Below are 12,988 nucleotides of genomic sequence, written 5' to 3' on the forward strand. Positions count from 1 at the left end.
CGCCTGCCTGAACCAGAGGAAGTGAGGGAACATTATGGCAACCCCTGCCTTTACCACGAACACCGCCGGCACCAGCGCGGGCGCGGCGTCCCTGCCGCCCACGCATCTGCAGCCCACGCATCTGCAGCCAAATGCTCGGCTGCTGTCGAACGGCCGCCTGAGCACGCTGATCACGGAATCGGGCAGCGGCTTCACCCGTGCCGGCGACATCGCGCTGACGCGCTGGAACGGCGACCGCGTGGCCGATACCGACGGCTGGTTCTTCTACCTGCGCGACGCCGAAACGCATGACCTGTGGTCGATCGGCGCCCAGCCATGCGCGGGGCAGGATCCCGACCTGCAGCGCGCCGCTGGCGCCGGCCTTGCCAGCATGTGGCTGGAGGTGTCGGCCCACGGTATCCTCGCCCGCATGGAAGTGGTGGTGCACCCGGACAGGGATGTGGAGCTGCGCACGGTCATCGTCACGAACCTTTCCGGAAGGTCGCGGCTCATCGAGCTGACGGGCTACCTGGAAGTGGTGCTGGCCCGGCAGGCCGACGAGGCGGCGCACCCGGCATTTTCCAAGCTGTTCGTGCAGACCGAACACGATGCGGCGACGGATGCCTTGCTGGCGCACCGCCGGCCGCGTGGCGCCAACGAGCGGGGCCTGTGGATGGTGAATGCGGCACTGGGGGGCACCGAGCCGCAGTTCGAGACGGACCGGGCGCGTTTCATGGGCCGCGGCCGCGGACCATGGCATCCGCAGGGCCTCGACCGGGAAGCGTTGTCCGGTACCGCCGGCAACGTGCTGGACCCGGCGATGGCCCTGCGCCGCACGCTGGCGCTGGGCATCGGCGAGCAGGCCCGGCTCGTGTTCATGCTCGGCACCGCGCCCACCCGCGCCGAGGCGCTGGCGCTGGCCGCCGACCTGCCGGGCATGAACGTGCCGGCGATCCTCGGCGATGCGCAGCTGCGCGAGACGGTGCTGCTGGGGCAGGTCGGCTTGCCGGCCGCGCAGGCCGAGTACTACCACCAGCTTGCCGCCGCCGTGCTGTATGGCCAGTCGGCGGCGCGGGCGCGTGAACCGGGCGGCACGCAGGATGCGGCACCGCCCGACACCTCGCGGTACGGGCTGCCGGATGGCCGCCTCGCCATCGTGCACACCGCGGGGCCGGACGACCTGATGCTGCAGGCGCTGCTTTCCGCGCGACGGTTCTGGCAGGCCAAGGGCCTGAACCTGAACATGCTCGTGATGGACGAGCATGGCAACGGCACCGCCGTCGAGCAGGGCCTGCTGGTGCGGCGCACGGCGGATTTCGCGGCGGACGACTTGGCCCGCTTCGAGCGCACCGCGCACCTCGTCGTGCGCGGCAAGCTGCCGGCGCTGTCGCGGCCCGACGGGTACGCGTCGGTGCCGCCCCAGTACCATGTGCCGGTGCCCCCGGTGGAACATGGTTCGGCGCCGCCGCGCGGTGAAGCACGGCCGGAACTGCAGTTCTTCAATGGCTATGGCGGCTTCAACGCCACCGGCAACGAATACGTGATCCGCATGGACTGGGACCGCCACGCGCATGGATTGCGCCGCCCGCCGCTGGCATGGACCAACGCGATCTCGAACGAACGCTTCGGCTGCCTGGTCAGCGATGGCGGCGCCGGCAACACATGGAGCCGCAACAGCCGCGTCCACCGCCTGACACCGTGGCACAACGATCCGGTGGCCGATCCGCACGGCGAGGCCCTGTACGTGCGCGACGAGGATACGGGCGACTTCTGGTCGCCATTGCCCGGCCCGGTGCCCGCCGCGGCACCTTACGAAGCGGCGCACGGTTTCGGCTACAGCCGCTTCGACCATGCCAGCCACGGCCTGCGGCAGGAAACCATCGTGTTCGTGCCGCGCCACGACCCCGTGAAGATCGTGCGGCTGACGGTCACCAATGACGGTGTGCAGCCGCGGCGCGTGTCGCTGTATTCGTGCCAGCACCTGGTATTGGGCGGCACGCCGGCCGACAGCTGCTGCCATGTCGTCACCGAACACGATGCGGGTACCGGTGCCCTGCTGGCCACGAATGCGCAGGCCGGCGTGTTTGCCGACGGGGTCACGTTCGCGGCCGTCGTGGCGCCCGGCGCGCAGGTCACGCATTTCACGGCCGACCGCGCGGCCTTCCTTGGCCGGCACGGCGCGCCCAACCGGCCAGCGGGGCTGGCCGTGCCGGCCCTCGACCATGCGACCGGTGCCGGCCTCGATCCCTGTGCCGCGTTCCAGGCCGTCCACGACCTGGCGCCCGGCCAGGCCGTCAGCTGCCTCTTTCTCTTGGGCGAGACGCAGGCACGCGACACGGCCCTGGAACTGGTACGGCGCTACCGGGCGCCGGGCGCCGCGCAGGCCGCGCTGGAAGAAGTGGTCGATTTCTGGCGCGCCACGCTGGGCGCGGTGCGCATCGACACGCCGGTGAAGGAACTGGACCTGGTGATGAACGGCTGGCTCATGTACCAGAACCTGGCTTGCCGGATCTGGGGCCGCTCGGCGTTCTACCAGTCCGGTGGCGCGTTCGGTTTCCGCGACCAGCTGCAGGATTCTTCCGCGCTGGTGTATGCGCGGCCCGACCTGGCGCGCGAGCAGATCCTGCTGCACGCGGCGCACCAGTTCGAGGAGGGCGACGTGCTGCACTGGTGGCATCCGGCGCCCATGGAGCAGGGCTTGCGCACGCGCTTTTCGGATGACCTGTGCTGGCTGCCGTACATCGCCGCGTTCTACGTGCAGACCACCGGCGACGCGGGCGTGCTGGACGAGGTGGCGCCGTTCCTCGCCGCGCGCCAGCTGGAAGAAGGCGAAGACGAGGCATACCTGGCGCCCGCGCCCGCCGGCACCGATGCGGACATCTACGAACACTGCTGCCGCGCACTGGACCGCTCGCTGGCGGTCGGTGCGCACGGCCTGCCGCTGATGGGCACCGGCGACTGGAACGACGGCATGAACCGCGTGGGCCGCGAGGGGCGCGGTGAAAGCGTGTGGATGGGCTTTTTCCTGGTGCGCATCCTGCGCGATTTCCTGCCGTTCTGCGAACAGCGGCGCGATACCGCGCGCGTGAAGGCCTATACCGACCACCTGGCGCACCTGCAGCGGGCCGTCAACGAGGCGGGCTGGGATGGCGAGTGGTACCGCCGCGCCTACTACGACGATGGTACGCCGCTGGGCTCGAAGGACAGCGACGAGTGCCGCATCGATGCGCTGGCGCAGGCCTGGGCGGTGATCTCGGCAGCGGCACCGCCGGACCGCGCGCGGCAGGCGCTGGACGCGATGGAAGCGCAGCTCGTTTCCGAGGACGACAAGCTGGTCCGGCTGCTCACGCCGCCGTTCGTCGATACGCCGCACGACCCTGGCTACATCAAGGGCTATGTCGCGGGCGTGCGCGAGAACGGCGGCCAGTACACGCACGCGGCCTGCTGGGCCGTGCGGGCGCTGGCCGAGGCGGGGCGCCGCGACCGCGCCGCGCGGCTGCTGCGCATGCTGTCGCCCGTCAGCCATGCGCTCGACACGGCATCGGCCGATGTGTACAAGGTGGAGCCCTACGTGGTGGCGGCGGACGTGTACGGCGCCGCGCCCCACGTGGGCCGCGGCGGCTGGACGTGGTACACGGGATCGGCCGGGTGGATGTTCCGCGTCGGCCTGGAGTCCGTGCTGGGCTGCACGATCGAGAACGGCGACACGCTGGTGGTCGCGCCGCGCATTCCCGACGACTGGCCGGAATTCCACGTGCACTACGAGCTGCCGGGCGGTGGTTCCTACGATGTCACGGTGCGCAATCCAAACGGGACCGCGGCAAAGGTGATCGATGTTACGCTGGACGGATTACCGTTGAATATCGCCGACGGCGTCGCGCGCATTCCGCTGGTGCGGGATGGCGGCCCGCACGGCGTGCACATCCTGCTGGGAGGAGCGTAGAAGATGGCGGACCTGAAGATTCGCGGCGTGCGCAAGCGTTTCGCGGAAACCACGATCCTGCACGGGATCGATCTCGATATCGGCGACGGTGAGTTCATCGTGTTCGTCGGGCCGTCCGGGTGCGGCAAGTCGACCCTGCTGCGCACGATCTGCGGGCTGGAGGAGCCGGATGACGGCACGATCGCGATCGGCGGCCGCGACATGACGAACGTGCCGCCGGCGCAGCGTGGCATCGCGATGGTGTTCCAGAGCTATGCGCTGTATCCGCACATGACGGTGTATGACAACATGGCGTTCGCGTTGAAGCTGGCCGGCACGCCGGCCGCCACGATCCGCGACAAGGTGCTGGCCGCCGCCGCCAGCCTGCGCATCGAGGCGCTGCTGGAGCGCAAACCGAAGGAATTGTCCGGCGGGCAGCGCCAGCGCGTGGCGATCGGCCGCGCGATCGTGCGGCATCCCGAAGTGTTCCTGTTCGACGAGCCCCTGTCGAACCTGGACGCGGCGCTGCGCGTGCAGATGCGCATCGAACTGAAGAACCTGCACCGCACCTTGAAAAGCACGATGGTCTACGTGACGCACGACCAGGTGGAGGCGATGACGCTGGCCGACCGCATCGTCGTGCTGCGCGGCGGGAAGGTCGAGCAGGTGGGCGCGCCGCTGGACCTGTACAACCGGCCCGACAACCTGTTTGTCGCCGGTTTCATGGGATCGCCGGCGATGAACTTCCTGCGCGGCGCGGCCGACGGCAACGGCGCCATCACGCTGGCCGCCGGCGGCACCATCGCGCTGCCCGTGGCCGCGGGCCTTGCCGCCGGTGCGCCCGTCACGCTCGGCCTGCGCTCGGAAAACGTGGTGCTGCGCGAGGGCGGCGAGGGCCTCGTCGCCGTGGTGCAGAACGTGGAACTGCTGGGCGACTTCAGCTTCGTCTACCTGCAAACGGAGAGTTCCGGCGAAGCCCTCGTCGCCCGCGCCGACAGCAACAGCACATGGCACCCCGGCCAGCGCGCCACCCTCGGCGCCGCCCCGCAGTGCTGGCACCTGTTCGACAGCGACGGCAAGGCCCGGCGTTAGCAAATCTGTCGAGCCCGTGTTGCCGGACTGGCATCCGGCTGCCTGGCACGGGGACACGGGCTGGGCCGTGGGGCCGCGGCGAGCGGCCGGACGGCAACCGGGCTAGAATGGCTCTTTTGGTGAAGAAAAGAAGCGAACGCATGGCCTACAAAACTATTGCCGACACGATCGGCAACACGCCGCTGGTCCAGCTGGTGCGCCTGCCTGGCGCGGAAGCGGCAGCGCGCAACAATATCATCCTGGGCAAGCTGGAAGGCGACAACCCGGCCGGCTCCGTGAAGGACCGGGCGGCGATGTCGATGCTGCGGCGGGCCGAGGAACGCGGCGACATCAAGCCGGGCGATACGCTGATCGAAGCCACCAGCGGCAATACCGGCATCGCCCTGGCGATGGCGGCGGCGATCCGCGGCTACAGGATGATCCTGCTGATGCCGGAGAACCTGTCCGAGGAACGCCGGCAGAGCATGGCCGCGTACGGCGCGCAGATCGTGCTGACGCCGAAGACGGGCGGCATGGAATACGCCCGCGACCTGGCCGAGCAGATGCAGCGCGACGGCAAGGGCATCATCCTCGACCAGTTCGCCAACGGCGACAATCCCCGCGCGCACTATGAATCGACCGGCCCGGAAATCTGGCGCGACACCGAAGGCCGGATCACGCATTTCGTGTCGGCGATGGGCACGACGGGCACGATCATGGGCGTGTCGCAATACCTGAAGGAACAGAATCCGGACGTGCGCATCATCGGCGCCCAGCCGGAAGACGGCTCGTCGATCCCGGGCATCCGCAAGTGGCCGGAAGCGTACCTGCCGAAGATCTTCGACAAGGCCCGCGTGGACCAGGTGGAATCCGTGTCGCAAGCCGCGGCCGAGCGCATGGCGCGCCGCCTGGCGGCGGAAGAGGGCATCTTCTGCGGCATTTCCGCGGCCGGCGCCTGCGAGATCGCGCTGCGTATCTCGCAAACCGTGGAGAACGCGACGATCGTGTTCATCGTCTGCGACCGGGGCGACCGCTACCTGTCGACCGGGGTCTTCCCGGCCTGAGGGGGAGTTCGGCGCACAAGCGGCGCCGACCATGAAAAAAGCCGGGTTGCCCCGGCTTTTTTCACATCAGCTGTTGCTGTTGTTGTTCGAGTTGTTTGCCGCCGGCGTTTCGCCTTCCTTCGGCTTGAACTGCTTGTCGCTGATGCGGAACTTGTTGCGGCGGTCGCCCATCAGGTAACGCAGGTCGCGGATCGACAGATCGCTCACCTCGTGCATGCGGATCAGCAGCGAAGCGCCGACCGGCAGGCGGTGGTGGCGGATCTTGCTGATGACCGGCGGTGCGACCTCGAGTGCGCGGGACAACGCGGCGTCGTTTTTCAGGCGCAGGTTTTCGATCAGCGTGTCCAGCAGACGGTTCGGGTTGTACTGCAGCAGATCATCGCCGTCCGAATCGTTGTTCATATCAATGCCGACTTGGTTTGTCATGATGCGTCTGTTCCTTCTGTAAAGTTTGTCCTGCAAAGTGAATCACTCGGAGTTCATGCAAAGTTCTTCTTCGAGGAGGAACGATCGGCACACGATTCCGGGATAACAAGTTTCATAATATATACACAATTGTACAACATTCGGCATTCTCATACCCATGAGCAATAAAAAAATATTACTAATTCATGACGCCGTTGTCGCATTGCAACAATTGGTGAGAATTCTACCGTAGTTCGTGTGCTAGTTAAAAGCCAATCAGCAGGCGCGGCTTTGTCAATCGTACAATTTTAAGCATAATATAAAACTTATCATCAATGCTGCCATCAAAGCAACAGTGTACAGCGGCATATTCGGGATACGTTACATTCGGGCAACGAGCTGATCAAGCCGCATTACCCAACTTTACACCGCTGTCGTACCCGTCCACGATCGCTCAGGGGCGCGCCATGCGCACGGCGCGGCCCAGTTCCACGACCGACATCGCATAGAAATAGCTGCGGTTGTACTGCGTGATCGTGTAGAAATTATTGGACGCTATCCAGTATTCCGTCGGCTCCGAGCCGTTTTGTAGATCCACCAAGCCATAGAGCATGCCGGGTGGTAAGGTCGATGTAGGGACGATTCCCGCCCCCGTCAAGTCTTCCGGCGAGAATTTCGCCTCCAGGCTGCCATCGGCGAAACGCTCCCACTCGCGTGCCGGCGACACGGTGGCCGGAAACACGATCGGGCCCGGCTGGTCGCGCTTCCAGCCGTGCCCCACAAGGAACGACGCCACGCTGCCGATCGCATCGGCGGGAGAAGTGCGCAAGTCGACGTGGCCGTCGCCGTCGAAATCCACCGCGTATTTCAGGATATTGCTGGGCATGAACTGGGGCAGGCCCACGGCGCCCGCGAACGAGCCCTGCAGCGACAGGGGATCGATGCCGGTCTGCCGCGCGTACAGCAGCGTGGCTTCCAGTTCGCTGCGGAAGAAAGCCATTCTCGCTTCGCGGTTCGGTGCCACCGGGTAGGCGAAGGCCAGCGTGGTCAGTGTGTCGACCACGCGGAAACGCCCCGTGTCGCGACCGTAGATGGTTTCCACGCCGATCACGCCCGCCAGGATCTCGGCCGGCACGCCGTACAGCGCCTCGGCGCGCGCCAGCGTGTCGGCGTGTTCGTTCCAGAAGCGCACGCCGGCGGCAATGCGGATCGGTTCGATGAACCGGCTGCTGTACACGGTCCAGTTCTTCGGCTTGCCCGGCGGGGCCGGCTTCACCAGCTGCACTACCGAATCCAGGAAGCGCACGTTGCCCAGCAGTGCTTCCAGCTCCGGGCGTGTGAAGCCGTGCTTCGCCACCATCTCGTCCATGAAGGCCTGCACTTCCTTCCACTGGCCGAAATTGACGAACTCGCCGGTGTAGTAATCGCTGGCCGGTGCCGGCACGGCCTTCTTGACGGGTTTCTTCTTTGCTTTCCTTGCCGCCTTGGCTTTTTTTGCCTTGGCGGCTTGCGTGGTGTCGCTCGGTGCGGCCAGCAGTTCCGCCGGCAGGAGACTCGTGGCGGCAACGGTTGCCGCCAGCAGCAGGGAGAACAGGGTCTTGGGTTTCATCGTGACAAGCTCAGCAGTTTGACCAGCCGGCGGACCGACCGGTGTCGTTCATCGTCATCGAGCGCGCGGTAACGCAACGCCGCATACAGTTGCAGGAATTCGGCCATCGCGGCCTTTTTCTCGTCCGCCAGCGCCAGTGCCGCCACCCGGGGTCCGAGGCTGTGCGGCCCTTCGTCGGGTGCGCGCCGGATGCCATGGCGCGCCAGCAGCAGCTCGAACCGTTCCCACGCAGTCTGCACGGGATCGCGCCCGCGCCGCGCACGAAGCAGGCGCCACAGCCAGCCCAGCACCAGCACCGCGGGCAGGACGGCGAGGGTGCGCCAGTCGGTGGCCCACTCGGATAGTACCGACAGGAAATTTCGCTGCCGTTCCGGATTGTAATCCAACACCCATTGATTCCAGGCATTATTCCCCGCATTGATGTGGAAACGGAGGCGCGCCAGCCACGAATCCTTGTCGCCACGGAAAGCGGCGATCCCGAATGGCGCCTCGCGAGGCAGTGCGCCGCCAAGGCCGAGGCGCACCCGCTCCGGCGCCACGGCGGCCGTCGGATCGACGCGCAGCCAGCCATGGCCCTTCATCCACACTTCGGCCCACGCATGCGCATCGGACTGCCGCACGGTCATGTAGCCGTCCACCGGGTTCAGCTCGCCGCCCTGGTAGCCCGTGACCACGCGGGCGGGGATGCCGGCCGCCCGCATCAGGAACACGAACGCGCCGGCATAGTGCTCGCAAAAGCCCTGGCGGGTGACGAACAGGAATTCATCGACGGCATCGCGCCCCAGCAGCGGCGGCTGCAGCGTGTAGACGAACTGCTTCATGCGCAGCAGCAGCAAGGTTTCCGCGACCACGCGCGCGGCATCGACGTCCGCGCCGTCGCCGCGCAGCGTGCGTGCCAGTTCGCGCGTTTTCGGATTGACGCCGGCCGGCAGCTGCAGCCACTTGCCCGTGAGTGCGGGATCGAGTTCCGGCTGCACCGCATAGTCGGCATAGGCGGCCGCCCGGTAGCGCACGCGCCGGTGCATGGGGCGCACCGTGAAGCTTTCCAGTTCGTCGGATTCGCCGACCCGCTCACCCGGCACTTCGAGCGCCGGCGGCGTCAGTTCCAGCGTGAACAGCCAGCGCCGCTCGCTCGGTTCCAGCGTCACCTCGTAGGGCGCCGGCGTGCCGTTCACGCGCAGGGTCATCGCATCGCCGTCGCGGCGGTACAGGCGGCCGCCGATGCGGGTCCACGTGCGCCCATCGTAGTGGCTGAGCACCACGCCGCGCCAGTACAGCCGGTTCTGCGCCGGTGGCGCGCCATCGAAGCGCACGCGGAACGCCACCTCTTCCGACAGGGCCAGGTCCGTCATCGTGCCGGGCGCCATCGTGTCCGAGATGCCGCTGCGCGGGCCGTGCGCGTCGCCCGGCATGCCCCACAGCGGCCCCTCGAAGCGGGGGAACAGCACGAACAGCGCGGTCGCCAGCGGCGCGGCCAGCGCGAACATCTTCGCGGCAAGGCGCAGGCGCCGCCCGAGCGGCGGCACGCTGCCCGTGTACTGGTAGGTGATCTGCACGGTCAGCAGCGCGACGAGGGTGGCGGCCATCGCCACCCCGGCCAGGATGCCCTGCGAATAGAAGAAACCCGTCAGCATCAGGAAGAAGCTGAGGAACAGCACCACGTACAGGTCGCGCTTCGCATGCATCTCCAGCAGCTTGAACGCCAGCAGCAGCGCCAGCATCGCCACGCCGGGATCGCGCCCCAGCAGCGTGCCGTAGGACTGGAACACGCCGCCCATGGCGATCAGCGCGATCGGCAGCAGCAGCCAGATGGGCGGCAGGCGCCGGCCGCGCAGCGTGAGCAGCACGCGCCACAGCAGCGTGACGCACACGGTGCCGATAATCCACCATGGCATGTGCATGAAATGCGGCGCGAGCACCAGCAGCGCCGCGGCCACGAGCAGCAGCGTGTCCTGCTTGTCGCGCGCGAGGGAGGATAGGGCCTTCATGGCAGCGGCTCCCGGCCGTACAGGGCCAGCGCCTGCAGGCAGGCGGCGCGGTGCGCGTCGCCCAGGCCGGCCGCATAGTGATGGTGGCCGAGGCGGAACGAGTACGGCAGCGCGCGCTGCTCCGCTTCCAGCACCCAGCGCGTCATGCGCGCCAGCCTCGCCTCCACGTCCATGTGCGGCGGCAGCTGCGCGAAATCGAGCGCCAGTTCGGCCACGGCGCCGCCCTCGAAATGCTTGGTGACGAGCTGGCCGCCGTCTTCCGGCGCCAGGCGGGCGATCTGCCGCCATGCCAGGTGGCGCAGCGGGTCGCCAGGCTGGTAGCTGCGGATGCCGGCGAAATTGTCCAGGCCCACTTCGCCATGGCCTTCCTCGCTGGCGGCGCCGCGCACGGGCAGCGGCTGGGCCGGCGTTTCCGGGTACGGATAGACCAGCACGCGCAGGTCCGGCTGCCACCAGCTCCAGGCGCGGAACAGGCCGAGCGGAAAGCGCGTTTCCAGGTGGATGCGCGGCGCGCGCAGCCAGCCCCGCTCGGGCGCCGCGATGGCGAGGGCCACGGTGGCGCTGCCGCGCGCCGGCACGTCGGCCGCGTGTTCCGGGGCTCCCTCCTGCGCGGTGCCGAAGCGCAGGCGGATCGCGTAGCGGTCGGTATTGCCGGCGTTATGCACGTGGACCCCGAACTGCGCCGTGTCGCCCGCGAATACCGGCGCGGCGCGGCCGCCGGCGAGGCGCAGGCCGGCCAGGTTCTTCACGGTGAGTACCATGTCGGCCACCGCGCATGCGCCGGCCAGGAAAGTCAGCGCGAAACCCAGGCCCAGCGTGTAGTTGGTGGCGCCGATCAGCATCAGCACGAGCAGCACGGCGAAGGCGAGGCCGGCACGGGCCGGCAGGATATACACGCGGCGCAGCGTCAGCATCACGTCGCCATCGCGCGCCTTGCGGCGTTCGAAGCGGAATACGCGGCGCCAGAACGCTTCGAGCATCGCTAGACCGGCACCGATTTCTGCAGCTGCAGTACCAGTTCGCGGCTGGCCAGCGCCACGCCCTGGCTCGACTTCATGGGCCGCAGCCGGTGCGCGCACACGGGTATCAGCACCGCCTGCACATCCTCGGGAACCACGTGGTCGCGGCCTTCCAGCGCCGCCCACGCGCGCGCCGCCTGCACCAGCGCCAGCGCGGCCCGCGGGCTCAGGCCTTCGGCAAACGAACCGTTGCTGCGCGACGCGAGCACCAGCGCATGCACGTAGTCGATCAGCGCGGCCGACGTGTGGATCGCGCGCAGGCCGCGCTGCGCCGTGGCCAGTTCGGCCGGCGTCATCGCCGCGCCGAGCGACTTGAGCATGCTGCGGCGGTCTTCCCCCATCAGCAGCGCGCGCTCCGCGGCCGGATCGGGGTAGCCCAGCGTGATGCACATCAGGAAGCGGTCCAGCTGCGATTCCGGCAGCGGGAAGGTACCGATCTGGTGCGTGGGATTCTGCGTGGCGATCACGAAGAAAGGTTCGGGCAGCGCGCGCGTGACGCCGTCGGCCGTGACCTGGCGCTCTTCCATCGCTTCCAGCAGGCCCGACTGCGTCTTGGGCGTGGCGCGGTTGATTTCGTCCGCCAGCAGCACCTGCGTGAAGATGGGGCCGGGGTGGAAAGCAAAACCGTTCTTTTCGCGCTCGTAGACGGAAATGCCGGCCACGTCGGCCGGCAGCAGGTCGCTGGTGAATTGCACGCGGTTGAACTGCAGGCCGAGCGACAGTGCCAGCGCATGCGACAGCGTGGTCTTGCCGACACCTGGCACGTCTTCCAGCAGCAGGTGGCCGTTTGCCAGCAGGCACGCCAGCGACTGCCGGATCTGCAGGTCCTTGCCGACGATGAGGCTGCCCACCTGGTGCGCGACGGCGTGCAATTTCGTATACATGGTCTGTTATAGTTGCCCTTGATGCAGACCATTCTACCCTGCATGAATTACGATGAGTAAGAATGATGCAGCACAGAAACTGCAACATAGAGTCTGCAATAAAACCAGCGGTAGAGACCCGTGACCACAGCCATCTATAGTCATCCCGATTGCCAGCGCCATGAAATGGGCGAGTGGCACCCAGAATGCCCCGCGCGGCTGCAGGCCATCGCGGACCAGCTGATCAGCGCCCATATCGACGACCTGCTGGACCACCGCGAGGCGCCGCTTGCCGCGCTGGACGCGATCGCACGCAACCACACGCCGAACGCGATCGCCATCGTGCAGAGCCAGCCGCACGAAGGCGACGACTATTACCCGATCGACGGCGACACGTCGATGAACCGCCACAGCTACCAGGCCGCGCTGCGCGCCGCGGGCGCGGCCGTGGCGGCCACCGATGCCGTCATCGATGGCGACATCGACAATGCGTTCTGCGCCGTGCGCCCGCCCGGCCACCATGCGCGGCCGTCGGTGCCGATGGGGTTTTGCCTGTTTAACAACGTGGCGATCGCGGCACGCCACGCGCTCGACGCGCGGGGCCTGGAACGGGTGGCGATCGTCGACTTCGATGTCCACCATGGCAACGGCACGGAAGAGGCGTTCAGGAACGAGCCGCGCGTGCTGATGGCCAGCTTCTTCCAGCACCCGCTGTATCCGTACACGGAGCCCTTGCCCGTCACGCCGAACCGGGTCAACGTGCCGGTGCCGGCCGGCACGAAGGGCGACGTGGTGCGCCAGCTGGTGCTGGACCAGTGGCTGCCCGCGCTGCACGCGTTCAGGCCGCAGATGCTCTTCATCTCGGCCGGCTTCGACGCGCACCGCGAGGACGATCTCGCCGGCATGGGCCTGGTCGAGGCGGATTATGCGTGGATGACGCAACAGATGATGGAGGTTGCCAGGCGCCACGCGCAGGGCCGCATCGTCAGCTGCCTGGAAGGGGGCTACAACCTGTCGGCGCTGGGACGCAGCGTCGTCGCGCACGTCAAGGCGCTGGCCGAGATCTAG

General features: G+C 67.6%; 9 protein-coding genes. 4 read left to right on the forward strand and 5 right to left on the reverse strand.

Annotated elements, in window-relative coordinates; genetic code table 11:
• Positions 1 to 34 precede the first annotated feature (34 nt).
• The 3 genes from ACY65G_RS28500 (at position 35) to cysM (ending at position 6,036) form a co-directional block, all read left to right on the forward strand.
• A complete protein-coding gene (locus tag ACY65G_RS28500) occupies positions 35 to 3,922 on the forward strand; it encodes a GH36-type glycosyl hydrolase domain-containing protein (protein ID WP_465000654.1) in 3,888 nt (1,295 codons plus the stop codon).
• 3 nt (positions 3,923 to 3,925) lie between these two features.
• Positions 3,926 to 4,993 carry an ABC transporter ATP-binding protein gene (locus tag ACY65G_RS28505; RefSeq protein ID WP_465000655.1) on the forward strand — a complete coding sequence of 356 codons (1,068 nt, stop codon included), beginning with the start codon at positions 3,926 to 3,928 and terminating at the stop codon, positions 4,991 to 4,993.
• A gap of 140 nt (positions 4,994 to 5,133) precedes the next feature.
• On the forward strand, positions 5,134 to 6,036 hold the full coding sequence (cysM, locus tag ACY65G_RS28510; RefSeq protein ID WP_465000656.1) for a cysteine synthase CysM: 903 nt from the start codon (positions 5,134 to 5,136) through the stop codon (positions 6,034 to 6,036).
• A gap of 66 nt (positions 6,037 to 6,102) precedes the next feature.
• Here cysM and ACY65G_RS28515 read toward each other — a convergent pair whose 3' ends face one another.
• The 5 genes from ACY65G_RS28515 to ACY65G_RS28535 all read right to left on the reverse strand — a co-directional run bounded on the left by ACY65G_RS28515 (position 6,103) and on the right by ACY65G_RS28535 (position 11,941).
• Positions 6,103 to 6,438 (reverse strand): hypothetical protein, encoded by a 336-nt coding sequence (locus ACY65G_RS28515; protein ID WP_465000657.1) that lies wholly within the window; start codon positions 6,436 to 6,438, stop codon positions 6,103 to 6,105.
• A gap of 457 nt (positions 6,439 to 6,895) precedes the next feature.
• Positions 6,896 to 8,050, reverse strand: coding sequence for a lytic murein transglycosylase B (mltB, locus tag ACY65G_RS28520; RefSeq protein ID WP_465000658.1), 1,155 nt, complete (start codon positions 8,048 to 8,050; stop codon positions 6,896 to 6,898).
• Positions 8,047 to 10,038 (reverse strand): transglutaminase TgpA family protein, encoded by a 1,992-nt coding sequence (locus ACY65G_RS28525; RefSeq protein ID WP_465000659.1) that lies wholly within the window; start codon positions 10,036 to 10,038, stop codon positions 8,047 to 8,049. The genes mltB and ACY65G_RS28525 overlap by 4 nt, the downstream gene beginning before the upstream one ends.
• Entirely contained in the window at positions 10,035 to 11,018 is a 984-nt protein-coding gene (locus ACY65G_RS28530) for a DUF58 domain-containing protein (protein WP_465000660.1), read from the reverse strand. The genes ACY65G_RS28525 and ACY65G_RS28530 overlap by 4 nt, the downstream gene beginning before the upstream one ends.
• A 2-nt stretch (positions 11,019 to 11,020) precedes the next feature.
• Positions 11,021 to 11,941: an AAA family ATPase gene (locus ACY65G_RS28535; RefSeq protein WP_465000661.1), complete on the reverse strand. Its 921-nt coding sequence runs from the start codon at positions 11,939 to 11,941 to the stop codon at positions 11,021 to 11,023.
• Between the two features lie 120 nt (positions 11,942 to 12,061).
• Here ACY65G_RS28535 and ACY65G_RS28540 point away from each other — a divergent pair, with 120 nt between their 5' ends.
• Positions 12,062 to 12,988: a histone deacetylase family protein gene (locus ACY65G_RS28540; protein WP_465000662.1), complete on the forward strand. Its 927-nt coding sequence runs from the start codon at positions 12,062 to 12,064 to the stop codon at positions 12,986 to 12,988.

Source organism: Pseudoduganella sp. jia 12 (genome assembly GCF_055502675.1).